The 24,114-nt window shown below is 57.6% G+C and carries 27 protein-coding genes and 4 pseudogenes; 22 read left to right on the top strand and 9 right to left on the bottom strand.

Annotated elements, in window-relative coordinates; translation table 11 throughout:
- Positions 1–46: 46 nt before the first annotated feature.
- The 3 genes from QD461_RS25165 to QD461_RS25155 all read right to left on the bottom strand — a co-directional run bounded on the left by QD461_RS25165 (position 47) and on the right by QD461_RS25155 (position 1,833).
- Positions 47–682, bottom strand: coding sequence for a hypothetical protein (locus tag QD461_RS25165; RefSeq protein WP_244441506.1), 636 nt, complete (start codon positions 680–682; stop codon positions 47–49).
- On the bottom strand, positions 660–1,253 hold the full coding sequence (locus tag QD461_RS25160; protein ID WP_004112823.1) for a hypothetical protein: 594 nt from the start codon (positions 1,251–1,253) through the stop codon (positions 660–662). The genes QD461_RS25165 and QD461_RS25160 overlap by 23 nt, the downstream gene beginning before the upstream one ends.
- A gap of 142 nt (positions 1,254–1,395) precedes the next feature.
- The gene (locus QD461_RS25155) at positions 1,396–1,833 is read right to left on the bottom strand and encodes a hypothetical protein (RefSeq protein ID WP_004112820.1); all 438 of its coding nucleotides are present in this window, start codon (positions 1,831–1,833) and stop codon (positions 1,396–1,398) included.
- A 393-nt stretch (positions 1,834–2,226) separates the two neighbouring features.
- Between QD461_RS25155 and QD461_RS25150 the strand changes: the two are divergent.
- Positions 2,227–2,522: pseudogene (locus tag QD461_RS25150) on the top strand (hypothetical protein).
- Between the two features lie 235 nt (positions 2,523–2,757).
- On the opposite strand, the gene QD461_RS25145 reads toward QD461_RS25150, so the two are convergent.
- Positions 2,758–3,882 (bottom strand): ROK family protein, encoded by a 1,125-nt coding sequence (locus tag QD461_RS25145; RefSeq protein ID WP_240535390.1) that lies wholly within the window; start codon positions 3,880–3,882, stop codon positions 2,758–2,760.
- 544 nt (positions 3,883–4,426) lie between these two features.
- Here QD461_RS25145 and QD461_RS25140 point away from each other — a divergent pair.
- The 5 genes and pseudogenes from QD461_RS25140 to QD461_RS25120 form a co-directional block, all read left to right on the top strand.
- The gene (locus QD461_RS25140) at positions 4,427–5,713 is read left to right on the top strand and encodes a DegT/DnrJ/EryC1/StrS family aminotransferase (RefSeq protein ID WP_004112816.1); all 1,287 of its coding nucleotides are present in this window, start codon (positions 4,427–4,429) and stop codon (positions 5,711–5,713) included.
- Between the two features lie 78 nt (positions 5,714–5,791).
- A complete protein-coding gene (locus QD461_RS25135) occupies positions 5,792–6,460 on the top strand; it encodes an HAD-IA family hydrolase (protein WP_004112813.1) in 669 nt (222 codons plus the stop codon).
- Between the two features lie 201 nt (positions 6,461–6,661).
- Complete coding sequence (locus tag QD461_RS25130) at positions 6,662–7,165, top strand: GNAT family N-acetyltransferase (RefSeq protein ID WP_004112810.1); 504 nt, start codon at positions 6,662–6,664, stop codon at positions 7,163–7,165.
- Between the two features lie 274 nt (positions 7,166–7,439).
- Positions 7,440–8,156 (top strand): GntR family transcriptional regulator, encoded by a 717-nt coding sequence (locus QD461_RS25125; RefSeq protein WP_004112807.1) that lies wholly within the window; start codon positions 7,440–7,442, stop codon positions 8,154–8,156.
- Between the two features lie 10 nt (positions 8,157–8,166).
- Positions 8,167–8,289, top strand: a pseudogene (locus tag QD461_RS25120) (ATP-dependent DNA ligase); the annotation flags it as partial.
- An 81-nt stretch (positions 8,290–8,370) separates the two neighbouring features.
- On the opposite strand, the gene QD461_RS25115 reads toward QD461_RS25120, so the two are convergent.
- Together QD461_RS25115 and QD461_RS25110 are read right to left on the bottom strand one after the other, a co-directional pair.
- Entirely contained in the window at positions 8,371–8,817 is a 447-nt protein-coding gene (locus QD461_RS25115) for an aldo/keto reductase (RefSeq protein ID WP_276307812.1), read from the bottom strand.
- A 40-nt stretch (positions 8,818–8,857) separates the two neighbouring features.
- Positions 8,858–9,316: an aldo/keto reductase gene (locus tag QD461_RS25110; RefSeq protein WP_004112801.1), complete on the bottom strand. Its 459-nt coding sequence runs from the start codon at positions 9,314–9,316 to the stop codon at positions 8,858–8,860.
- A gap of 274 nt (positions 9,317–9,590) precedes the next feature.
- Here QD461_RS25110 and QD461_RS25105 point away from each other — a divergent pair, with 274 nt between their 5' ends.
- Positions 9,591–10,331 (top strand): AraC family transcriptional regulator, encoded by a 741-nt coding sequence (locus QD461_RS25105; RefSeq protein WP_240535389.1) that lies wholly within the window; start codon positions 9,591–9,593, stop codon positions 10,329–10,331.
- A 12-nt stretch (positions 10,332–10,343) separates the two neighbouring features.
- Here QD461_RS25105 and QD461_RS25100 read toward each other — a convergent pair whose 3' ends face one another.
- Positions 10,344–10,607 (bottom strand): winged helix-turn-helix transcriptional regulator, encoded by a 264-nt coding sequence (locus tag QD461_RS25100; RefSeq protein ID WP_004112797.1) that lies wholly within the window; start codon positions 10,605–10,607, stop codon positions 10,344–10,346.
- Positions 10,608–11,013: 406 nt separating this feature from the next.
- On the opposite strand from QD461_RS25100, the gene gcvA reads away from it, so the two are divergent.
- From gcvA to QD461_RS25070, 6 genes are all read left to right on the top strand, one after another.
- Complete coding sequence (gene gcvA / locus QD461_RS25095) at positions 11,014–11,937, top strand: transcriptional regulator GcvA (RefSeq protein WP_414090147.1); 924 nt, start codon at positions 11,014–11,016, stop codon at positions 11,935–11,937.
- On the top strand, positions 11,909–12,406 hold the full coding sequence (locus QD461_RS25090; protein WP_240535388.1) for a hypothetical protein: 498 nt from the start codon (positions 11,909–11,911) through the stop codon (positions 12,404–12,406). Before gcvA ends, QD461_RS25090 begins: the two co-directional genes overlap by 29 nt.
- On the top strand, positions 12,406–12,753 hold the full coding sequence (locus QD461_RS25085) for an FAD-dependent oxidoreductase (RefSeq protein ID WP_081598424.1): 348 nt from the start codon (positions 12,406–12,408) through the stop codon (positions 12,751–12,753). The genes QD461_RS25090 and QD461_RS25085 overlap by 1 nt, the downstream gene beginning before the upstream one ends.
- A gap of 81 nt (positions 12,754–12,834) precedes the next feature.
- Positions 12,835–13,866 (top strand): alcohol dehydrogenase, encoded by a 1,032-nt coding sequence (locus QD461_RS25080; RefSeq protein WP_004112791.1) that lies wholly within the window; start codon positions 12,835–12,837, stop codon positions 13,864–13,866.
- Positions 13,853–14,623, top strand: a complete 771-nt coding sequence (locus tag QD461_RS25075) for a cupin domain-containing protein (RefSeq protein WP_004112789.1) — start codon at positions 13,853–13,855, stop codon at positions 14,621–14,623. Before QD461_RS25080 ends, QD461_RS25075 begins: the two co-directional genes overlap by 14 nt.
- Positions 14,539–15,771, top strand: a complete 1,233-nt coding sequence (locus QD461_RS25070; protein ID WP_015341989.1) for an MFS transporter — start codon at positions 14,539–14,541, stop codon at positions 15,769–15,771. The genes QD461_RS25075 and QD461_RS25070 overlap by 85 nt, the downstream gene beginning before the upstream one ends.
- 226 nt (positions 15,772–15,997) lie before the next feature.
- On the opposite strand, the gene QD461_RS25065 is transcribed toward QD461_RS25070, so the two are convergent.
- On the bottom strand, positions 15,998–16,897 hold the full coding sequence (locus QD461_RS25065; protein ID WP_004112786.1) for a LysR family transcriptional regulator: 900 nt from the start codon (positions 16,895–16,897) through the stop codon (positions 15,998–16,000).
- A 119-nt stretch (positions 16,898–17,016) separates the two neighbouring features.
- On the opposite strand from QD461_RS25065, the gene QD461_RS25060 reads away from it, so the two are divergent.
- From QD461_RS25060 to QD461_RS25020, 9 genes and pseudogenes are all read left to right on the top strand, one after another.
- Positions 17,017–18,255 carry a MalY/PatB family protein gene (locus QD461_RS25060; RefSeq protein WP_240535387.1) on the top strand — a complete coding sequence of 413 codons (1,239 nt, stop codon included), beginning with the start codon at positions 17,017–17,019 and terminating at the stop codon, positions 18,253–18,255.
- Between the two features lie 9 nt (positions 18,256–18,264).
- Complete coding sequence (locus QD461_RS25055) at positions 18,265–18,732, top strand: RidA family protein (protein ID WP_004112782.1); 468 nt, start codon at positions 18,265–18,267, stop codon at positions 18,730–18,732.
- A 114-nt stretch (positions 18,733–18,846) separates the two neighbouring features.
- On the top strand, positions 18,847–19,863 hold the full coding sequence (locus QD461_RS25050) for an amino acid ABC transporter substrate-binding protein (RefSeq protein ID WP_004112780.1): 1,017 nt from the start codon (positions 18,847–18,849) through the stop codon (positions 19,861–19,863).
- Positions 19,864–19,957: 94 nt separating this feature from the next.
- A pseudogene (locus QD461_RS25045) lies at positions 19,958–20,338 on the top strand (amino acid ABC transporter permease); the annotation flags it as partial.
- A 379-nt stretch (positions 20,339–20,717) separates the two neighbouring features.
- Positions 20,718–21,212, top strand: a complete 495-nt coding sequence (locus QD461_RS25040) for an ABC transporter permease subunit (RefSeq protein WP_081598423.1) — start codon at positions 20,718–20,720, stop codon at positions 21,210–21,212.
- Between the two features lies 1 nt (position 21,213).
- Complete coding sequence (locus QD461_RS25035) at positions 21,214–21,987, top strand: hypothetical protein (RefSeq protein ID WP_004112775.1); 774 nt, start codon at positions 21,214–21,216, stop codon at positions 21,985–21,987.
- 5 nt (positions 21,988–21,992) lie between these two features.
- Positions 21,993–22,502 (top strand): amino acid ABC transporter permease, encoded by a 510-nt coding sequence (locus tag QD461_RS25030; protein WP_240535386.1) that lies wholly within the window; start codon positions 21,993–21,995, stop codon positions 22,500–22,502.
- Between the two features lie 12 nt (positions 22,503–22,514).
- On the top strand, positions 22,515–23,306 hold the full coding sequence (locus QD461_RS25025; protein ID WP_004112771.1) for an amino acid ABC transporter ATP-binding protein: 792 nt from the start codon (positions 22,515–22,517) through the stop codon (positions 23,304–23,306).
- A gap of 283 nt (positions 23,307–23,589) precedes the next feature.
- Positions 23,590–23,904: a thioredoxin domain-containing protein gene (locus QD461_RS25020; protein WP_081598422.1), complete on the top strand. Its 315-nt coding sequence runs from the start codon at positions 23,590–23,592 to the stop codon at positions 23,902–23,904.
- On the opposite strand, the pseudogene QD461_RS25015 reads toward QD461_RS25020, so the two are convergent.
- Positions 23,891–24,114: pseudogene (locus QD461_RS25015) on the bottom strand (ISAs1 family transposase); the annotation flags it as partial. The gene QD461_RS25020 and the pseudogene QD461_RS25015 overlap by 14 nt on opposite strands.

Genomic DNA, 24,114 nt, shown 5'->3' with positions numbered 1-24,114 from the left:
TGTGGCCATGAAGAGATCTAAGTGCGGGCACACAAACATGATTGGTTCACAAGATCTCGCGCTGATCGCTGAATCGCGCGAGCATCTGTCGAATCTGCATATTTTCTTGACGAAGATATTTCATCAGCAAAGCCTTAAGCCGTCGATTCTCTTCTTCAAGTGCGATTAGCTCCTCGCCTGAGATATCGTCGTGGCTGGCGTTTGATTGGCCGCTTGTCATTTCGTCGGCATTATCGATATTCGCTTCACGTCGACGCTTTATGTTCTTTCGAGACCGGCTGGAAGAGCCCTCTTTCGGTTGTGAAACAGAGGCGAAGATCGCCCCATCGTCCTTCTGAGACGGGCACGTTTGTTCGGTTTCGAGAGAGGACGCCGCAATCCGTTTATCATCGCCGGTTTCAACCTCGTCGTTGAGATGAGTCTCTGGTATTGGATCCGACCACAGCTCGCTTTCTCGCTTCGGAACATCTGAGACGGTGTCAGGCTCGAAGAGATGTGGTGCGTCTGCCTCCGCCTCGCGCGCCAGCGTCTTGAGGTCGGTATCACCCCAGATAGAAGCTGGCTGGATCGTTGATCTGCGCCGGGCCGATTTGAGCTCGACAACGAATTTTCGCTGCTGTGTTTTCATGTATGTCCCATCTTTGAGATCGTAAGGAGGATTACGATCGGTCAAATCGCTCAAGCATCTTTTTAAGCTGATCATTCTGCAAAAGCAGCTTTTGAGCCAATTTAACCCTCAGTTGCGTGATTTCCTCGTCCAGGTTTGTCACCTCTTCGAAAAAGCCGTCCTCAGACGATGAGGATGTCTCATCTTGAGCATTGCTTGAGACAGCTGTGCTCTGCGCAGTGACGTCAATGTGAACTCCTTTCGCATGTGCCGGCTTTTTCGTCCGCGGTATGCCAGGGACCCGACTGCGCGTATTGCTTTCAAGCGGCACCGCGGAAGCTTCAGCGCTCGGCTGCCCGACCTCCGGAGGCGACAGTTCTTGAACCTCGTCACCTTCAACCGGTGCCGCACCTTCAATTTCGACCTCACCTTCGAATTCTTTTGAATCAGTCCTTATGATCTCAATAGATCGGCTTTCATCGGGCTCGGAGCTACTGGAGGGCTCTGGTGGGTTTAGCGCAAGCTGCGGTACGTCTTGAGTTTTGCTTTGGCTTGCGTCGGTATCGACACCATGCCCAATCGAACTTTCGGGTGCGGACTGTCGCCGCGACGTTAATCGAGCAAGGAATTTCCAGGGTAATTTCATAGTGCCTCAACCTCGACCAGTCCGTATCCATAGTGGCGCCGCAGCTTGACACCGGGCTCGGAAGGCGAGCCCGGCGAACGCATCTTCTGCCGAGAAGGATAGCTCAGGTCGATTTCGCCACCATCCCGCTGTTGATCGGCGATCAATCTAGCCCGAGCCGCTTGCGCAGATCGGCATTTTCGGCACGCAATTTCTCTGCCAAGAGGTTACGCAGCCTCTTATTCTCTTCTTCCAGCTGAAGAAGATCCGCCATCTCGTCCCTTGCCGAAATGGCCGTCGTACCTTTTTGCACGGACTGCTGTGCCGGCCTCTTGGCTGCAGTGTCCTTTATGGGTTCCTTGACGGAGATGTCGGCCACCTGCATTTCGACAGGCTGGGACTTTGTGTCTGCGGCTTGGTCGCTACGCTTCCTGCGACCTCGCGGCGCCTTCGCGGGTTTCCCAACCTGCGTAGTACCCGCTGCCTCGGCAGTTGCTTTCGGGCGTCGCGGAGCGCGCTGTTTTTTAGGCGCCGGCGTTTTTACCGGTATATTCGTGTCTGCCATCTCAGTGCTTGTGCCAGTATTATTCTCGTCAGCCATGAGTATCTCCCTCTGTCGGCAGGAGTTCTTTTCGGCTGAGTGAAAGACAGAGTCAACATTGGTGATTTTGTGGCCTACTTTTTGGACAGCACCTCTCAAAACTCGTGCCTAAAGGCGAGCGGCTGGCCTGCGGACTTTGGCAATGAAAAAATGCAGAGCTTGCGAGGTCGAACCGTCTGTCGAACGACGAGTTAGCGACCACATCTGCCAGGAAAGGGAGCTCCCCCTACCAGCTTCTGCGATCGCTCACGTCATTCAATGTTCGGATTTTCCTAAATCATTTGCAATAGATCGATGCTTCAGCTGGCACCCGATTCTTGACAGATATGTGCAAAGCCCGTTTGCACCGTCATGGAAATTGGCCCTTGGTTTGACCGACAAAGAGGATACGAAATGCGTGCACCATCAGGTTCTGTTCCCGGACTTTGCTCTGCCTCCGCCACCATGTTCGCTGTCGGAATGGCGTTCCTTGGCTATTGGGGAGTGTATGAGCCAGGCGGCTGGCATCGGTCCGATTTGATCGTCGTGTCTTGGCGCTAATCGGTTTTGCGGCGCTTGGCTCAGTTCCTTGGATCGTAACGACCCCTGTCGCGGAGGAAGGCCAGGAAAAGATCGTAGCCGCCAGGCGAGCGCTGTTGCTGGGCGTCGCATTGATCTGGTTGTCCGTTCTCGTGTCGTTTTTTTCTTAAGCCTCAGTCCGCACCAGACTGGGATTGCAGGGTCTGTGCAGTTCCTTGGCTGGATCGAGCACATCCAGTACGCAACTCCATGCGCCAACAGCTTCAGCTGCCCAGGAACCCCCAAATCCACCAGCAATTTGTTGCAATTCGGTTTTCGAGAAAGATGGCGGTTTTCATTTGAAATGTGGATGATTGCAAAGGATTTGACCAGATGCGGTCTCTAAGGACTGGGGCCGTTCTCTGCTTAGATTATGAAATTCAGCAATTCGCAGACGACGAGACCCGCCGCGCCGCGCAGGCCGGCGACATCTTCACGATCGCCGAGGGCAAGGGCGATCTCGTTATCTCCGGGATTGAACATCAGTTGCCTGACGCTCTTTCGAATAAGATCTAACATCAATTTTCCGCCATGCACGATGTCGCCATGCAAAGTGATGCAGCTGGGTGCCATCAGCTGTTGAAGGTTCACTAACCCGACAGAAATATTGGACGCGTAGTCTTCAAGCAGTTCTTTTGCCCCTTTAGCGCCAGTTTCGGCGAGCCACACCAAGCGGCTCGCATCCAACAAGCCAGCCTGCGGCAGGCCCCTGGCCCTTGCTTCGCCTCTCAGCCATGGCAGTGTCGCGATCGTTTCCCAACATCCGCGTCGTCCGCATCTGCACATTTGGCCATTGAGTTGCACGATGGTATGGCCGATCTGGCAGTGTTTACCCCCGGCGGCCCTATAAGGATGTCCATCGACATAGAGGGCCGCGCCCAACGACTGACCGATGTAAACGACCGCAAAATTTCTCTGTCCACGTCCTTGCCCGAACCAACGGTCGCCAACCAGCAAGGCTCTGGCATCTTGGTCGACGCAAGCCGGAACCCCGAAACGCTTTGCTAACTCCGCTTTTATCGGAAAGCCATGAAGGTACGGCGCGAAATCCATAGCCGCGATCGAGCCCGTTTGCGGGTTGAGCTCTCCTGCAACTGCCATGCCGATGCCTAGAACCTCTTGGTCGGCAGATGCGACTGACTTCTCAATGCAGGCACTGACGATCTGAAATGCATCGGCAGCATCTGTCAGATCTTTCGCCAAATCCACCTCGTGTTGAGCATAGAGCTCGCCCTCCAGAGAGACCAAGCATGTGTGGACACGGTCGTGCATCAGCCGAACTGCGCAGATCGGCTTGGCCCCTTTCGAGAACCACAGCTTTGTAGCGGGTTTTCCGCCGGACCGATCGGGGGGTACCAGGTCGCCTTCTTCAAGAATACTCTGATTGATCAGTGGTTGGACTATGCCGCCGATGGTTGCGCGGCTGGCACCGGTGACGCGCGCAAGCTCGACCCTGCTGGACGGACCCATATCGTAAAGGGCCTGCAGCAAGCGTCCTCGATTTGCAATCCCTAGCGTCCGCGCGGCGATTAGGGGATGAGCTGGCCTAAATCCTTTACTGTCGCTCTGGTCCCCCTCGGCCGGCCTGATGAGGCGCTTGCCAGATCCTTCGTGAGTGTTCGCGTTGCTCGCACACGCAATTGATGGTTTTTCCGTTCTTTTTATCATGGACTCCGTCTGATCCGACTTTCTCTTGTTGTGGAAACTCGATCGTCTTTACGCCACTCCCGCCTGAGTGCCTGCAGTCGTTGCCGAACGCTCCCGAACCCCCGAACCGATATAGCAATCATCACACACCTGCTTTTCTCCACCGCCGTTTGAATGTTCATTTCGAAAACGAAGAATTATCCTTCGAGTATATATTTATATTCGGGATTAAAATTTCCAAAAACCGGAGCACTACAACAGAAAGTCCCACAAACGCAAAATATACTTTTAAATATATTTCAGAACTACTGTTGATCTGACCTCCTAAAACATTAGAACTCTTCAGCAAATCGACAGACATCGACGTAACCAATCGCCGGAGGAATAAATGAACGAATTTGCCAGCAATAATCTGGACCTCTGTGAGTCCGGAGGGCACCAGCGAGAAAGGGATCTCGCTCTCCTTGGTGGGGAGCCCACCGTTCCTTCCGGGCGGATCACGCCTTGGCCAGCCACACAGACGGAGCATTTGGATGCACTCCGCGAAGTTGTAGACAGTGGAAAGTATCATCGGGTCAATCACCCTATCGTGGCCGATTTGGAGCAGGATCTCGCTACTTGGACGGGGAAGTGGAAGGTGCGCGCCGTCGGCAGTGGTACGGCGGCAATCCATATCGAGCTTGATTATTTTAAAGGTCGAGGCGAGCAGGTGGTGACTGCGGCGCTAAATTGGCCGGGCGCGGTGGGGCCAATTGCGATTAGTGGCCTTCAGCCCGATTTCGTTGATGTCGACATGAACCTCGCCGGGATCGATCAAGACGCGGCAGCCGACCGATTCGGACCCGGTGTCGGAGCGGTTCTCATTACCCATCTCTTCGGGAATAACATTCGTGTTCCTGATGCAAGATCTGCCGCGCGCGCCGAAGGGATTGCCGTGATTGATGACGTCTGCCAATCGATCGGCGCCATAAAAGCGATCGCAAATGGGGCATACATTGATACAGACGCCCTCGCTTTGTCTGGCAACGGCGCCAAGCATCTTGGAGCCGGCGAGCTCGGATTCGTGATTACGGAGGACAAAGATCTAATTGAACATGTGGACTGCGTTTCACTGACGAGTTCATCTCGAAACGGAGATCGGACTTTTTCGCCGTCTTCAGCAGGATATAACTACCGTCCGAACGTCTTCTCCTCCTCCATAGCAAAAATGCGATTGAGCAACCTCGAGACACAACTTCAGATTCGAAGGAATAATGGGAAAATTCTATGGGAAATGATCCGAGATCTCTCCGGTATATTTCCCCTCTTCGACCCATCTGACTGCAATCAGTCCATGCTCAGCTTCCCACTTCGCATCGAGCCGGAAGCTCTCGGTTTTGGTCCGGGTCCGACGGCAAGGGATACCATCGTCAAACTGCTGCAGGCGGAGGGCGTGCCCGTTTTGATCTGGCTCAGGAAGCCAGTGTTCGAATATCTGCCGAATATTGCCAAGGATTGGAAAGCCGCCGATTTTCCAAACACGGTAAAACTTTTAGATACCATGTTTTGCGTATCGGAAATCGCGCCACCCAACGAAGCCGGGGTAATGGAACTTTACGCAGAAGCATTTCATCGGGTCTGGACGGCTCTTTCCAAGTTTGGCCCAAAGATTTCCGATATCATGACAACCGTCTGAACAAGCTGAATCCAAGCAAAGTCACCTTCGCGCTTGCTCTCTTGCAACGCCGTTTTCCAGCGACAACGGAGTGATCCCATGACCTCGTACAAAACGCCAAAACTTCTGATTTTCGATTGTGATGGAGTCCTAATCGACAGCGAAATCATTGCGACAGCGGTTCATATCGAAGTGTTGGCAGCGCACGGATATAATATAGCTGCGGAGACTTACAATCGTCGCTTCACAGGCATGACTGATCGGCAAACCTATTCAACCATCGAAGCTGAGTCTGGCTTGCGCTTGCCGGCGGGGCATCATGAATATGCTATGGCAGAAATTGGTAGACGGTATGCCAGCGATCTCAAAGCCATCTCAGGCGTCAACGAAGTTCTGGATGCCATTGATGTGGCGCGTTGCGTGGCATCGAGCAGCAATCTGAAGGAACTGCATTTCGCGCTCAAGCTAACAGACCTCTACGATTATTTTTCGCCGAATGTATTCAGTGCTTCCCAAGTCTCACGTGGCAAGCCCGCCCCGGATCTTTTTCTATTTGCGTCTGAGAGAATGAACACGTCGGCGGATAATTGCTTGGTCATCGAAGATAGCGTTGCCGGGGTCCAGGCGGCTGTGGCGGCTAAAATGCGGGTAATTGGTTTCGTCGGTGGTTCTCATTGTCCTCTTGGACATGCTGAAAAATTGCTGGAAGCCGGCGCCATGAGAACATTCAGCCAGATGGCGGCTTTGCCAGAAATTCTATCAAGTTGATGGTTGGGCGATGGTGTGCCAGGCAGGCTGGAGCCGTAGCGAGCGAACCAAACGCGCAAATGCGTTTGCGTTGGAGGGTTACCCAGGTGAGGACCCCTTTTGTCCGCGGCTACTGATCAGCGTCAGATTATCCCGCTGCAATGCTCTTTAGGAAGAGCTTCAATCTAAAGCAACCCGACACTCGGCAAATAGGAAGAGACGATGGCTGAAAAGCAAATACACATTCAAGCTCCAATAGTGATTGAGTATCTGGAGAATTGTCGCGATCTGGTTCCGGTTTGTGCAAGCTGGTCCTTTGGGCAATGGGGTTGTCAGGCCAATGGCTCATTCGAGCAGACACAGCGTGAGTTCCAAGCCTCCTCAAGAAGTTCTATGCCGCTAACTTTGGTTGCTAGCGAAGACAGCAGACCCACAGGGATGATCAGCCTTTCCAATTGTGATTTTAAAGGAAGGCCTGATCTTTCGCCCTGGCTAAAGTCGCTGTACGTCCATCCATTTCATCGCAATAAGGGTACAGCTTCATTGCTGGTTAAGAGGCTGGAACACGAAGCTTTGCGCCTCGGCTACGAAAGGCTTTATCTTACCACGGAGAGCGCAAAGCTCCTCTATACAAAGAATGGCTGGTCGGAAATGGACCACGTACAGACACCTTATGGTGATGCGACTTTAATGACAAAGATGTTGCTGGTCGCAAGTACGGCCTAGGTCAGACGGGCCAAGGGGCGCCTGTGTTGGTCTGCGTGTACTCAAACCTCCTCCGGGACTCCAACTGATCTGACCGTGTGAACATATCGTAGACTGCCATGAATCGTGTTTCGGACCATCAGATCATGGAAGGCGTGACCTCAGCCAGACTGTCATCTATAGTGGACTTCAAAAATCACGTCCCCACGAATCCTTAAGCAGCCCAAAGCGTTGTGGCGTTTGAATTTCCCGGCGTCACGCGGTCTTCAATTGCATCGACAGAGGAAACTGAAAAATGTGGCTTTGCGAGAATGCTCTCCAATGTCGCGGAATAGCCGTTCCAACTTCCGCTGGTGAACAGGTCCCCGCAAAGGCTGACGCGGCCTATAATGCGGTACTTCAATTGCTTTACCGCTATGCTCGCGTGCCGGTGCAACATCTTAGTGATCAGGAGCTTGCCTGCGAACTGGACCTTGGGCGGACACCGATACGCGAAGCACTCATCCGACTTGCCGCAGAGGGCAAGATCGTTTCGATCCCTCAGAAAGGCTATTTCACCAGGCCGCTCGTGGAGGGAGCATTGTTGGACTTGTATGGTATCGCACGTCAAACCCTCACCTACGCGCTCTGGCGTATGCGGCCGCATGTGCCGGATACTGACGGCGAGCGTGACAACCCGCCCCGCGACCAGCTCGCGATACATGCCGAAGCCGTCTTTGCCCAAATTGCCCAGCTGTCGGCAAACTGCGAAATCTGCCGAATTGTCGACAAATTCTGTTTTTGCTCACATCCCGTCCGGATGGAAATAATTATCTCGGAGCTTGGCCCTTCCTACGAACAAAGCCTTGCAAGGCTGATCGACGCGATGCGGTTATTGAGCAAGGCAACGGGCGCGGTGGAATCAGCATTGATGAGTCACCTTGATCTCGAACAGAACGCGCTCCCACGCGTCGTACAAGAGGTAAACAGGCGGCGGTCGACAAGTTTTCCTCGGCTGGTGAGAAGTTTGTAAATATGCAGTTGTGATTGCCGAAATCGAGCTCCGCGGCTGGACACATGACGGCAACCTTCGTCATGCCTCCTACAAGGGTTTGCGCGAAAACCAGGATAATGCCGCTGTCTTCGACATCGCCGAGCGGCCTGCGAGGGCGCTCGACCCTTTCGAGGAGCGCCCTATCGAACCTGGACGATCGCGCGCGGCGGGCCGAGCAAATCACCTGCTGACATTACTCACCCCAAATTCGTCCGCCGATGCCCCCATTTGGAGCGATCTCGTCGATACGCTTGAGGTCCGCGTCCGTCAGTACCAGTTCCGCGGCGGAAATGTTCTCCGACACACGTTGCTGATTGCGAGCACCTGGGATCGGCACGATGTAGTCCTTTCGCGTGAGCAGCCAAGCCAACGCAAGCTGGGAGAGGCTGACGCCTTTCGCCGCGGCGAGCGAGGTGAGCTCTTTTGCAATCTCGACGTTCTTGGCGAAATTCGCCGGCGCCCACCACCCGAGGTTCTGCCGGAAATCGTCGGCGGCGTATTGATCGCGAGATGCTACGTGGCCAGTCAGGAAACCACGCGCCAACGGGGAATAGGCAACCAGTCCGATGCCTAATTCTTCAAGGACCGGCAGCAGCGGCTCCACGTCCCTGGCGAGGATGGAATACTGGTATTGCTGAATCGAGATAGGGGCAACGGCACTGGCGCGACGGATGGTGTCCTCATCCGAGTTGGAGAGGACCGAGGCATTTCACCTTACCCGCGTGGACAAACTCCTGCATCACGCCGACCACGTCTTCGATCGGGACGTTGGGGTCGGGAATGTGCTGGTAAAGCAGATCGATGGTGTCGATGTTCAGATTCTTGAGTCTGGAGTCCACAACGTCACGGATGGTCTCCGGCCGGGAGTCAGGGGAGTAGCTTTCCGTCAAGCCGAATTTCGTTGCGATCGTCACCTGATCACGAATTGGCCGCAGCGCAATGCCGAGCAGCTTCTCACCTTCACCCCAGCCGTACATGCGTGCGGTGTCGAAGTGGGTGACGCCGAGCTCATGGGCGCGGCGGATGGCCGTGATCGATTCCTGATCGTCGCTGGGGCCGTAACCGATGGCGGTGCCCGTGGCACCGTAACCAATGGCGCCGACCGTAAGGCCGTGTCGGCCAAGCTTGCGTTGCTGCATCGTGAATGTCCTTTCTTATCCGATGCGCCCATTTTGAGTTTGACACTTCGATTGACGATGTCCGATCCTACCGTTTCATTGCCTGATCCTGCTGATCGCTTGACGTTTGCAGGCTAACGAGGGCAGAGGGCCCCATGACCGATCTTGCCCAGCTCAAAGCCATTGTCTTGCGCCATGCAGGCAAGCCCCAACCGAAGATGCCGCGGGTCAGCGTCAGCACCTTCGATCGACCGTCGGAGCCGGGCTGGCGGTCTACAACCCGGTTGTCTGCTTCGTGCTGCAAGGATCCAAGCAGGTCTTCATCGGCGACCAGGTGCTTGAGTATGGCGCCGGCCACTGCATGGTCGTGGCGGCCGAACTCGCCGCCATGGGACAGATCAGCGAAGCGTCACCCGAGGAGCCCTATGTCGCTCTCAACCTCTACATCGATCCGGAGGTAATATCCGCACTGCTCCTGGAGATGGGCAGCATGCCGGAACCCCCAATGAATAAAGGATTCGGCTTCAGCCCCGCAGGGCCGGCATTGATCGACGCCTGGCGGCGCCTCGTTGAACTTCTCGACCGCCAGGATGAAATCCCGATCATGGCGCGTCACAGGGAGCACGAACTCATGTTTCGCTTGCTCATGGGACCTCAAGGGGCGTTGCTCCGGCAGATTGCCGGCAACGGTAGCCGCCTGTCCCATGTCCGGCGGGCAATGGCATGGATTCGCGAGCATTACACGGAGCATCTCAGCATCGCAGCCATGGCCACTGTGGCCGGCATGAGCGTGTCGGTGTTCCATCGCCGCTTCAAGGCGATTAGCGGCTTGAGCCCGCTCCAGTACCAGAAGCAAATCCGCCTGCACGAGGCGCGTCGGCGCCTGATCGCGGAGCGCTCAGAAGCAGCAAGCGTCGCCTACGCTGTCGGCTACGAGAGCGTTTCGCAGTTCAGTCGCGAATACAAACGGCTGTTCGGCGCACCACCCCGGCAGGACGCCGGAAAACTGCAGAACATCGTTGAATCGGTAGCCTAGTCTTCTTAGAGCTCATGCACGAACCAGCGCGCGACAGGCTTCAATTTCGCCCAGATGATCCAGCACCCAGGTCGCCAGTTGCATGATCGGTGCGGCAAGAGACCTGCCGAGATCTGTCACGCCATACTCGACCTGAGGCGGCACGGTCGCATAGACCTTGCGGGTCACCATCCCGTCCGCTTCCAGAGACTTCAGGTTGCGGGTGAGCATTTGTTGGGAAATCTCGCCTATCACGCGTTTCAACTCATTGAAGCGCCGCGGCCGGTCGGCAAGCATCGTGATCTTCAGGATGGTCCATTTGTCGCGGATGCGGCCGAGAATCGCGTTGACCCTGCGACAGTTGGGGTTTGGTATAAGGCTGATTTGGCGGGACAGGCATATGCATGTGACTACGCCTCGAAAATATGCGTTGTTGCGGCATCGGCAGTCAGTAACGACCGTTCCTGCCAGATCATCGACGTGGGATTTGAAGTGGTGGAACGAGAGAGCACACGACAGTCTGATTGGGTCTCGCGCAAACCCTAAGCTGGTTCCGGCGATGAGTCGTGATCGGCGGCGCGTCGGAACTCAAACAACGTCGTTCTTTGCCTCACAGGACTTGACGGGGTGTGGCCCATAATGGAGATGTCGCTTCGTGGCTTTGCCGCTCAATTCTCCCTTCTTCGCGTAGGAGAAAGTCACTTTGAACAGAAAGTCACCGGTCTATCTGAACGCGCTGCGTGCCTTTGAAGCCAGTGCACGTCACGGCAGCTTCTCCGGGGCTGCCGAGGAACTCAAAGTCACCTCAGCTGCGGTAGGACAGATGGTGCGGGGGTTGGAGGATTGGCTGGGAATGCCGCTCTTTCATCGTACCACCACCGGAAAGGCGAGGCTTACCCCGACCGAACGGGCCGAACATGCCCTTCCCGATATCAGGGCAGGGCTCGATCAGCTAGTCATTGGGCTGGAGCGTCTTCGCGCGTCCGCAACGAGCGGAATCCTCAACGTAACCGTCAGTCCTGCTTTCGCCGCCAAATGGCTATTGCCCCGCATCGACCGCTTCCAGGCCAGATGTCCGGAGACCGACATTCGGCTCGAGACGAGCCTGAAGCTGGTCGATTACAAGGCACATGGAATAGACATTGGCGTGCGCTACGGAGATGGAAGCTGGCCGGACCTGATCGCCGAAAAGCTGATGGACGAGGAAGTCTTTCCTGTCTGTTCGCCCAGGTTTTCAGAAATTGGAAGTCTAAACGTCCCAGCCGATCTGACGCGCCAGACGCTCATACACGATCTCTCCGTGGACCCGGCACTCGGTTTTGTCACCTGGGACCGCTGGCTGCGCGCCGGCGGCGTATCAGATTCCCAGCCGCAAAGGGGCATGAGTATCAATAATTCCGCTGCCGTCCTGCAGGCTGCGATCGAGGGTCGGGGCGTAGCGCTGGCCCGCAGCATCCTCGCCCATGACGATCTGACTGCGGGAAAGCTCAAGCGGCTCTTCCCCGATGTGACCGTGCCATCGACGCTTGCCTACTACATCGTCTACCGGTCGCAGTATGCGTCGCTGCCGAAACTGCAGGCCTTTCGCAACTGGCTGCTTGAAGAAGCCGGCACGGCACGGCCCTAACTCGGCCGCAGCGCAGCGCGCCAAGATTTTCTTTGCCGCGCCCAAGAAACTCTCATTTGTCAAGCCGGCCATGCGGGCGCATCAAACGGCGCATATGCATTTTTGGCGAGGAACATCCCTCGCCGCGTGCGGCCAAGCGAAACCCGAAAGTATGACCGTGGCTTATCTCCAAATCACCCTTCAGATCGCCGCCGCGAACCGTCGCGCTGCCATCGGCATCTATCAGAAATACAAGGAAACGTTCCTCACAGACATCGGAGCGACCTCCAAGGAGCTTCTGATCCGCGACGATGACGTGCAGGTTCTCCATGGGTTCAACAGCGTTGAGGACGCAGGGCCTATCTCGAAAGCGAACTCTTCAACGACGACGACGTCACCGATTGAAGCCGCTGCTGGCGGCAGCGCCGGACATTCGGATTTACGCCATCGCCTGAACTGCAGCGAGCATAACATCCAGATAACCCGCTAATGGCTTCAACGACAACAATATCGACTAAGGCCATTGTCATCGTCGGCGGCGGCCTTGCCGGACTTACGGCAGCCTATCACCTTCATCGCAACGGGCTCGACTTTACCCTGGTCGAGGCACGGGAACGGCTGGGCGGCCGCATTCTCACGGCTGACCCGCAAACCGATGTCTCGCACGACGGTTTCGATCTCCGCCCTTCCTGGCTGGCCCGACATGCATCCGTCGGTTCAGGAATTTGCACGCGAGTTGGGGGGTCGATCAGACCTGGCAGAGCTGGATCAGTTTGGCAGGCAGCGAACAGCACTCAACGATCCCGGTTATCTGGCTGGGGCCATCGAAGCCGGTGAGCGTGTGGCCACGCCCCTGATCACCAGGCGAGACGGAGATCGTTCATCCCCTATCTTGAAATGCGAGGAAAGGAGCAGGTCATGAAAACAACCTATCGGGCGATGCAGATATCCACGTCCGGCGGCCTTGAGCTTGTGGACCGACCGACGCCGGGCGACGAAGAAGTGCTGATTGCGGTTGAAGCCTGCGGCATCTGCGGCGCGGATTTAAGCGACATCGACAAGGCGGACCGGAGACTACAGCCGCCGCGCGTTCCCGGCCACGAAGTGGTCGGCCGGATCATCGCGCTTGGATCAAACACGCCCTCGGCTTGGAAGCTCGGCCAGCGCGTCGGCGTTGGCCGGCTCGGCGGGCATTGCAACGAATGCAATGAATGCCGTGGCCGTTTCAATCTATGCCGCAACCAGCCCGTTCTCGGTTCTTCCTGCGATGGCGGTTACGCGGAAATGATGATTGCGCGCGCGACCGGACTCGTTTCCATTCCGGACAAGCTTTCATCGGAAGAGGCAGCACCGATCCTTTGCGCCGGCATCGCCACATTCAATGCCTTGAAGAAATCGGGCGCTGAGGCAGGCGATACGGTTGCTATTCTCGGAATAGGCGGGCTCGGGCACATGGCGCTGCAATATGCCCGCAAGATGGGCTTCCGCGTGGTCGCGGTGGGTCGGGGCGACAATATTGCCGAAGATGCTGTGAAGCTCGGCGCCCATCGTTACATTGACACGAACAAGGAAAATGCCGCCGAGGCTTTGAATAAGATGGGCGGCGCCAAAGCGATCCTGACCACGATCGGCAATCCGGACGCCGTCTTGGTTTTGATGCCTGCACTTACACCGGAAGGCCGCCTGGTCGTGCTCGGCGTCGGCAAGGATCCCCTGCCGGTATCGACTGGATATCTGGTGGGCGCTGAGCGAGGCGTGATCGGCTCAATTACGGGGTCGCCGTTCGAGAACGAGAAGACATTGGACTTCAGCGTCCTGGCCGGCGTGCGGCCGATGATCGAAACCATGCCGCTGGAGCAGGCCGCCGAAGCGGTCCGAAGAATGCGTTCCGGTGAGGCGAAATTCCGGATCGTTCTGACGATGGGAGACCAGACCAATGCGGATCAATGAAGACCTGACAAAGCCGGTCATCGCCCATGCGGCCAAGCTCGACTGGGTGCCGAGCCCCGCCGCCGGCGTCGACCGACGGATGCTCTACCGCGTCGGCGGTGAAGTCGCGCGTGCGACCTCGATCGTGCGCTACGCGCCGGCAAGCGCCTTTCCCCGCCATGTCCATAGCGGCGGCGAAGAAATTCTTGTGCTTCAGGGGACGTTCCAAGATGAGCATGGCGACTATCCGGCCGGAAGCTATTTCCGCAACCCGCCCGGCACCTCGCACGTACCGGCGCCGGAGGAGGGCTGCATGATTTTCGTGCGCCTTTGGCAGTTTCGTCAGGGCGACAGCATGCAGATTGTCCGGCAGCCAGGCGAAGGCCAAGCGGCCCCATTGCGCGCCGGCGCCCGTGCGGCGCGTGTTCTCTTCGAGGATATCGCGGAACGCGTTTCGATCGAGACCTGGCAGTCCGGCTCAGCCATTGCCATCGAAAATCGCCGTGGCCTCGAATTTCTGGTGCTGTCCGGCAGCCTGATATTGCAGGGCGAGACGCTGGAGCCGCAATGCTGGGGACGGTTGCCGGCAGGCAGATCATTTGAGGTGGCGACAGGCCCAGAGGGCGCCGAAATCTGGATCAAGGACGCCCCTCTTCAGCACGCCGATGTGCTGCCGATGCCCTCCTCGGCCAAATGGGGATCGCCGAGGCGACGTTCCGCGACAAGGACGATGTCGCGAAACAGGAAAAAATTGCGTCAAGAAACGTCTGGGTTCTGACGGCGGCACAGTCGCTCGGGGGCGCCAATTCTCCCATCGTCATTTCGCTCGGCGGGCTCGTCGGCCAGCATCTGGCATCTGATCCGGCCGCAGCAACTTTGCCGGTCAGCATGCTCAACCTGGGGCTTGCTCTGGGAACGCTGCCGGCTGCGGCCGTTATGCGCCGGTTCGGACGGCGCGCCGGATATATAATAGGTGCAGCGCTCGGTACGATCGCGGGGATCGTTGCCACGATGGGCATCGTCCAATCAAGCTTCATTGTCTTCTGCATGGGCACGCTGATCGCCGGTTTTTACTCGGCCTATGTCCAGAGCTACCGCTTTGCGGCGACCGACGGCCTGACTGGCGCCGGGCGTGACCGCGCAATATCGCGCGTGATGGTCGGCGGGCTGATTGCTGCCATCATCGGGCCGCAACTCGTCATATGGACGCGTAACGCTCTGCCGGGACATGCCTTTGCCGGCAGTTTCCTCAGCCAGGCGATGCTCGCCCTGCTCGCGGTGCCGATCCTTTTGCCACTGCGCCGCCCGGCGGGTTCCGCCGCCGTGCATGCCACCGCCATCAGCGCCCGCCCGCTTGCACAGATACTGACCTCGCCAGGCTATCTGCTGGCCGTTGCGACCGGCGTCGTCTCCTACGGCCTGATGACCTTCGTCATGACGGCGGCACCTATGGCCATGGTCGGACACGGCCATTCCGTCGATTCCGCAGCGCTTGGTATTCAGTGGCACGTTCTCGCCATGTTCGGGCCAAGCTTCATTACCGGCCGCCTCATGGCACGCTTCGGCAAGGAGCGCGTGGCGGCGGTGGGACTTCTCCTGATCGGCGGGTCGGCGCTTATTGCGCTCAGCGGTGTCGATATCGCGCACTTCTGGGGATCGCTTATCCTCTTGGGGCTGGGCTGGAATTGCGGCTTCATTGGCGCCACGGCGATGGTTGCCGAGTGTCATTCGCCATCCGAACGCGGCAAGGCGCAGGGCGCTAATGCATTTATGGTGTTCGGGACAGTTGCCTGCGCCTCCTTTTTCGCCGGTTCGCTGCTGCACAGCTCAGGCTGGAGCACGGTCAACTGGCTTGTGCTGCCGGCCGTAGCTTTTATGCTCGTTCCGTTGGTATCGCGCGCCGCCAGCTTACCCCGCAACAGATGAGGAAGGACTCTAGTGTCGGTTTCCGCGCGTCGCTCGATCAGATTGTACTCGCGCTTCATGTCTTGAGGCCGCAGCGCGTTTCTACGAGCGCTTGGCTTCCGGCGTGGCGCGCGCAACCGTCACCCAGGACGCCTTGGCATGGCAATCGGTTTTGTCTCGGACGGCTAATGCGGCAGGACACGCAACTTGCGCGGCGAACGAAACTGCCTCACCACGCATCCCGCAATCACGCGAGGGGTGTGCGGCCCATCTCTCGGGCAAGCGTCAGGAAGCCATCGATATAGGAGATGGTCTCCTCGCCGCGCCTGACGCCCAGATTGATGCTCTTCCGGATGCCGGCTTCTCCGAGGCTGAGCGCCCGTATCGGCATTCCTGCCCCATCCTCGTGCAGCAACCAGTCCGGAAGGACGGTGACCCCCCTGCCCGCGCAGACGAGTTGCAACATCAGGTCTACGGTTTCGGCCGTGCGGTGCTGACGGGGCCGATAATGGGCGGGAACGAGAAACTTGGTGTAAATGTCCAATCGCTCTAGGGTGACGGGAACAGTGATTAGCTCTTCGTCCATCAGATCGTGCGGTTGCACGCATGTCCTGCCGGCAAGAGGATGGGACTCGTGCACCATAAGGACCAGCTCGTAATCGAACACGGGCGTGAACAGCAGCTCCGGCGCCTCTACCGGGTCCGGCGTTATCAAGAGGTCGATTTCATAACCGAGCAGCGCCTCGACCCCGTCGAAGCGAAAGGCGGTGCGCACGTCGAAATCCACGTCGAGCCACTGAGCCAGATAGGGTGTCGCCATTCTCGAGAGCCAGCGCTGGCAGGGATGGCATTCCATGCCAACTCGGAGCATTCCTCTTCGCCCCAATGAGAAGTCTATGAGGACCCGTTCCGCGTGCTCCAGTTGCGGCAGAACCCGCTCGGCCACGGTGAGCAGGTATTCGCCCGTTTGCGTTAGGCGCAAACCCCGACCGGTTTTCATCCAGATCTTGATGCCATGCCGATCCTCGAACTTCGCGATCGTGTGGCTGAGCGCCGACTGTGTGACGTTCATCTTCTCGGCCGCCGCGGTGACGCTGCCGTGACGGTTGACTTCCCTCAGGATCGCAAGATGCTGCCGATCTATCATTATGACCTCCGCTCATCACCACATGAATTCATACCATTTCCATTCATAATGAACTGCGATTAACCTTTTCGTCAACCATGATCCTGCCGAGGCAGCCGCGACGGACGAAAGGAAATGTATTGACGAAGCTTGCAACTGCGCCGCATCCGCGTGGGGATCACGCCATGCCGTCATCTATTTTTGACGAGGTCATCGATCGCAAGAACAGCAACTCGATGAAATGGGCTTTCGCCGAGCGCCTGCTGTCCGCAGACGAAGCGGCCGCCGATCCTCTTCCCATGTGGGTTGCCGATACCGATTTCAAAGCCCCGCGACCGGTCATCGATGCGCTTGCCGAGGCTGTCCAGCACGGCGTCTTCGGCTATCCCGGCGGCATGACCAAAAATTACCTTGAGGCCGTGACCGGATGGCAGGCAAAGCGCTTCGGTTTTGACGTGGCGCCGGAATGGGTTGTTGCCTCGGCCGGCATCATTACCATCCTGAAGGTCGCCGCACAGGCGTTTTCCGCGCCTGGCGACTCCATTCTCATCCAGCCGCCCGTCTATGCCCATTTCCACAACGACATGCTGATGAATGGCCGTCATCTGGCCTTCGCCCCGCTCGTTCGCACCGAGGACGGCTACCGGTTCGATGCCGCCATTTTCGAGGCGGCCATACGGCCCAACACGAAGATCTTCATCCTCAGCAATCCGCACAATCCGACCGGAAATGTCTGGTCGGAAGAAGAACTGCGGACCATGGGAGAGATCTGCGCCCGGCACGACATTCTGGTGATTTCCGACGAAATTCACCAGGACCTGATCCTCAACCCGGCGAAGAAACACATCGCCTTCGCATCGCTGGGCGAAAAATTCGCGCAAATGAGCATCACGTGCACCGCGCCGAGCAAGACCTTCAATCTGCCGGGTCTGCAATGCGCAAATATCTTCGTGCCGAATCCGCGGCTGCGTGGTGAACTGCTGCGCCAATACGACCGCAACATGTTCCCGCTGGTCAACGTACTGGGCATGGTCGCTTGCGAAGCGGCCTATGCCCATGGCGAACCCTGGCTGGAGGAGATGCTCGCCTATGTGCGCGGCAATCACCTCTATTTCGCGGATCGGATCAATAATGCGACCGACAAGGTCCGCGTGCTTCCGGCAGACTCGCTCTATCTCGCCTGGATGGATTGCCGTGGGCTCGGCATGGATGCCGCAACACTCGAAAAATTCATGCTGACCAAGGCGCGCGTCTGGCTCGACAAGGGCCAGAAGTTTGGGATTGAGGGCCGCGGCTATATGCGCGTCAATCTCGGCTGTCCTCGCTCGACTGTCGATGATGCGATCACCCGCATCAACGCCGCCATCTCTAAACTGTGAGGCGCGCCGATGTCTCAAACGATTGAAAAACGCATGGCCGAACTCGGGCTAGAACTGCCTGAAGCGGCGAAGTCGGTAGCGAACTATCTCCCCATCGTCGCAAGCGGCAATCTCATTCTCACGTCGGGTCAGCTGCCACTGTCGAACGGCAAGTTGATTGCCACAGGTCTCGTCGGCCGCGAGCTTGACGTCACGGCCGCAGCGCTGGCTGCCAGACAATGCGCCTTGAACATCCTCGCCCAGGCGCAGGCACATCTCGGCAGCCTCGATCGGATTGCACGGATCATCAAGATCACGGTCTTCGTGGCTTCGGCTGAGGACTTCACCGAGCAACATCTCGTTGCAAACGGGGCGTCTGATGTCCTCCTCGCTGTCTGCGGCGACAAAGGCAAGCACGCGCGCTCCGCCGTCGGCGTCGCCGCTTTGCCGATGAATGCACCCGTCGAGATAGAGGCGATGCTCGAAATCGACCAATAACAATACGTGTCACCAGGCTCTGCGGAACGACGAACAATCGGGAACTCAACCGATCCCAAAGCGGAGAACCGGCAGGAAGCCGCTGCTTTCGGATCACAAACCGGGAGAATGTCAATGAAGAAGACTTTGTTGTTGGCCACAGTGGCCGCGGCGACGCTGACGGCGGGCATAGCGTCGGCCGGCACGATGGCCGACGTCCAGGCGCGTGGCAAGCTCAACTGCGGCGTGACCGGTGGTCAGGCTGGTTTCTCCGCGCCGGATGCGTCCGGCGTTTGGCAAGGCATGGACGTCGCCTATTGTCGGGCGATCGCCGCCGCGGTCCTGAAGGACCCCAATGCGGTGAACTTCGTGCCGACGACCGGCCAGACGCGCTTTACGGCGCTCGCATCGGGCGAAATCGACATCCTGTCGCGCACTACGACCTGGACGTTTTCGCGCGACGTCGACCTCAAGTTCACCTTTGCCGGCGTGAATTTCTATGACGGGCAAGCCTTCATGGTGCCAAAGGCGCTCGGCGCAAAGAGCGCCAAGGACCTGAACGGCGCGACGATCTGCATCCAGACAGGCACCACCACCGAGCTGAACCTTGCGGAATATTTTCGCAAGAACAGCATGACCTACGAGCCGGTACCGGTCGAGAACAATGCCGACATCGCCCAGAAGTACTTGGCTGGCGCCTGCGACGTTTATACCAGCGACGGATCGGACCTCGCCTCTACGCGCTCCAGCTTCAAGACTCCGCAGGACCACGTCATTCTTCCGGATGTCATCTCGAAAGAGCCATTGGGTCCGCTTGTGCGTCAGGGCGACGACCAATGGGCTGATGTGGCGCGATGGACGTTGCAGGCGCTGATTGCTGCCGAAGAGCTCGACGTCACCGCAGAGAATGTCGAGAAGCTTTCCGCCGGCACCGACAACCCCGAAATAAACCGCCTGTTGGGCAAGGAAGGCAATCTCGGCGAACAGCTCGGCCTCGATGCCGCCTGGGCCAAACGTGTGATTGCCGCCGAGGGCAATTACGGGGAAATCTTCGCCAAGAACATCGGCGAGAAAACGCCGATCGGATTGGCCCGCGGACAAAACGCCTTGTGGAACCAGGGCGGTCTTATGTACCCGCTGCCGTTCCGCTGAGAGCCTTCAAGGTGCGGGCTTGCCCCCGCGCCTTTCGCTTTCGCCTCGTCTGCCCGCACCGAAGGCCGCGCAGACCTTCAGGGAGATATCTCGCATGACAATGAAAACCGGTGCTCCGCGCCAGCCGTTTCACCTGGGCATGCTGTTTAACGACACCCGTTATCGAGCACGGACGATCCAGATCCTGGCGTTCATCCTGCTCCTGCTTGCGGCAGCGTGGCTGGTCGACAACACGATTCGCAATCTCGCCGCACTTGGAAAAGACTTCTCCTTCGGTTTTCTATGGAGCACGGCCGGTTACGACATTTCTCCGCATGCCATCGACTACTCCAGCACAAGCACACACGCCCGTGCCGCCGTCGTCGGCCTGCTCAACACGCTGATTGTCGCCGCAATGGCGTGCTTGACCGCATCAATTCTTGGCGTTTTGGCAGGGGTGCTGAGGCTTTCAGACAACTGGATCGTCGCCCGCTTGATGACGGTTTATGTCGAGAGCTTCCGCAACATTCCGGCTCTGCTCTGGATCATCGTCGTAGCTGCGGTGATGTCGCAGGCGATGCCGACACCGAACGCATTTCGCGGCGAGCATCCCACAGCAGCGATAATGCTCTGGGACAGCATCGCGGTTACGAACCGCGGCATCTACCTACCCACGCCCGCCTTCTCGCAAAGCCTGGGGCCGGCTCCTGATGTGCTTGGAGCATTTGATCTCAATTACGTAGCGATTCTGACTATTGTGGCGCTTTCACTCATCGGGCATCGGGGATTGGTAAAAGCACGCCGCGCAGGTCCAAGGCAAAACCGGTCAGCGCCCGGCCACGTGGTGGAAGAGCCTGGGCGTCTTTGCGTTGCCGATGATAATCCTCCTTTACGTACTCGGCTTCCACTTAGACTGTCCGGCCTTGAAGGGCTTGAACTTCACCGGCGGTCTGCAGTTGCGCAATGCCTTCATCGCGCTCTGGATAGGGCTGAGCCTCTATACCGGCGCCTTCATTGCGGAAATCGTTCGTTCCGGCATTCTTGCCATTTCGAAGGGCCAGTCTGAAGCGGCGCATGCGCTTGGGCTCTCCTCAGGACGCACGATGCGTCTGGTAATCTTGCCGCAGGCCCTGCGGGTCATCGTGCCGCCGCTGATCTCGCAATATCTCAACATCACGAAAAATACGTCGCTGGGCCTAGCCGTCGGCTACATGGATCTCCGTTCGACGCTCGGGGGCATCACGATCAACCAGACCGGGCGCGAGCTCGAAGGCATGCTGATGCTGATGCTGACTTATGTCGCGATCAGCCTCAGCATCTCGGCTGCCATGAACATCTACAACAATCGCGTCAGCCTGAAGGAGCGTTGAGATGAACATGCAAAACCTCTCCTTTGTGCGCCAGGACATGGTCGCCGCATCGCCAAGGCCTTCGGGGCGAGGGGGGACGCTCGAATGGACGAGAAAAAATCTTTTCAACAGCTGGCTCAGCACGCTTCTAACAGTCGGGTCCGTACTTACGGTCGCATGGCTCATCGTGGCCGTCGCACCATGGCTCGGCAATTCAGTCTGGCGGGCCAACTCACTTGTCGAGTGTCGGCAAGTCCTGGGCGATGCGCCGGGCGCGTGTTGGGGCGTGATCCGCGACCGCTGGCCGCAGCTTCTCTTCGGTTTCTACCCTGCGCATCTCTACTGGCGGCCGGTGCTGGCATTCGCGCTGCTCTTCGCCGCTTTGGCGCCAGTTCTGCTCCGCGCTTTGCCGCGACGGGCTCTCTGGTTCAGCATCGTCTACCCCGGCATAGCCTATTTCCTGATCTGGGGTGGCAGCCTCTGGTTTCCGATCTCGGTCTATTTCGGCTTCGCTGTCGGCGCTGGACTGTTCATGTTGGCAGCACGGGCCGGAAAAGGGCCGAGCGTCGGCATTGCTGTCATCGGCGCGAGCGTCTGGTGGGTTTATGCGGCCCAGCCGATCTCGTCCCTCGCAGACGGCATGGCTCCAATCGCTCTCGATAGCATCGCCTCGCGCGATGTCGGCGGCTTCCTGCTATCGATCATCATTGGCGTAACAGGGATAGCTATGTCGCTGCCGCTCGGGATCCTGCTTGCACTTGGCCGCCGTTCCAACCTGCCCTCATCCATATGCTGAGCGTCGTGTTCATTGAATTCATCCGCGGCGTGCCGCTGATCACGCTCCTTTTCACGGCTTCGCTGCTGCTCAACTACTTCCTGCCGCCCGGCACGAACTTTGACCTCATCCTGCGCGTTGTGATCATGGTGACGCTCTTTGCCAGCGCCTATATGGCCGAGGTCATTCGTGGCGGTCTGGCCGCTCTACCGAAAGGACAGTATGAGGCGGCGGAAGCGCTCGGCCTTGACTACTGGAAGTCCCAGCAGCTCGTCATCCTGCCGCAGGCCCTCAAGATCTCAATCCCCGGCATCGTCAATTCCTTCATCGGGCTGTTCAAGGACACGACGCTCGTCATGTTCATCGGATTGCTTGACCCGATCGCCCTTGCCGCCGCCATTCGTGCCAACACCAACTGGCAGGGCATATACTGGGAGCTCTTCATCTTCATCGGCGCCGTGTTTTTCGTCTTCTGCTTCAGCATGTCGCGCTACTCGCAATATTTGGAGCGTCGGCTGAAGACCGACCACCGGTAGGAGGATATCATAATGACCAACATCATGATGAAAACGGCGTCGTTACAGGACGACCGGCCAAGTCTTGCAGATATCGCCGTCGAGATTAGCGCCATGAACAAGTGGTATGGCGAGTTCCACGTCCTGCGCGACATCAATCTCACCGTGCAGCGGGGCGAGCGGATCGTCATTTGCGGACCGTCCGGCTCCGGAAAATCAACCATGATCCGCTGCATCAATCGGCTTGAGGAACATCAGGCCGGCAAGATCGTCGTCGACGGTATCGAACTGACCAACGACCTGAAGAAGATCGAGGAAGTCCGCCGCGAAGTCGGAATGGTGTTCCAGCATTTCAATCTCTTTCCGCATTTGACGATCCTTCAGAACTGCACCCTCGCACCGATCTGGGTCCGCAAGATGCCGCAAAAGGAAGCCAGGGAACTCGCCATGCACTTTCTTGAGAAAGTGAAAATACCGGATCAGGCGCATAAATATCCGGGTCAGCTCTCCGGCGGGCAGCAGCAGCGCGTGGCGATCGCGCGAGCTCTCTGCATGAAGCCGCGGCTGATGTTGTTCGATGAGCCGACCTCCGCGCTTGATCCAGAGATGATCAAGGAAGTGCTCGATACGATGATCGCGCTTGCCGAAGAAGGCATGACCATGCTCTGCGTCACCCATGAAATGGGTTTTGCCCAAGCGGTGGCCAACAGGGTGATCTTCATGGATCGGGGTCAAATCGTAGAACAGAACGAACCCAAGGCATTTTTCGGCGCGCCGCAATCGGAACGCACGCGCGCATTCCTCAGTCAGATCTTGGGTCACTAGGCAATAGCTACCGTTGAAGTTTGGGCACTGGCCGTATAGCATTTGATGACACAGCAGTGTCAGTGACGAACCGACTCGGGACTGCACGGACATCTGTTTGAGGCGGTCTAAATCCAAGCACTGACGCCCTGAACTTACCGGCAATCATCCGGAGACATTCATATCTTGGCCAAGTTTCTATTCTCGCGCCTCGCCGCGGGAATTCTCAGTGTTTGGATTGGCAACCTTCCAACCGCATCTAACGCGGGGGACATGATGCACCCGTAGGGCGTGCGGACCGCCGATTGGCTCCGCCTCAGCACCCGTCACCGTGATCGAATACTCGTCGCCGACCTGCCCCCATCGCGTCGAATACCGAACGCATGTCGCACTGCAGATCGAAGAGGAATTCGTCCGCACCGGTAAGGTCAGGATTGTCTTCCGACTAATTGTGCGCAACAATGTGGACATGGTCATCTTGATGCTTGCCGAACGGCAGCCCGCACCGAAGTCCCAGCAAATCCTGGATGCCTATTATGCAAGGCATGACGAGATCGTGCAATCGAGCAACATCGAACAGCACGGCGCTGAATCCGGGTTAACAGTCATGCTCGGATGATTTCGGCCATGTATTGTGGGTTTCTGCCTGCTTTGTTTCGTCTGAGTTTGATACTGCGCTTGTCGTTATGGCTTCGAACCATGTTGATGGCGAAGTGTCGGACGACGGCCATGTTGGCTGGTCCATGCCCGGTTCGAGATCGGGCGGCATCCTCGTTGAAGGTGACGTCGAGTACCCAATGGAGGGAGTTCTCGATGGCCCAATGGCCAC

Origin of the sequence: Rhizobium sp. BR 314, from assembly GCF_047445805.1 — a bacterium.
Classification (GTDB): domain Bacteria; phylum Pseudomonadota; class Alphaproteobacteria; order Rhizobiales; family Rhizobiaceae; genus Rhizobium; species Rhizobium lusitanum_B.
The sequence above is the reverse complement of the archived record's forward strand: the minus strand, read 5'-3'. Positions and strand labels throughout refer to the sequence as shown.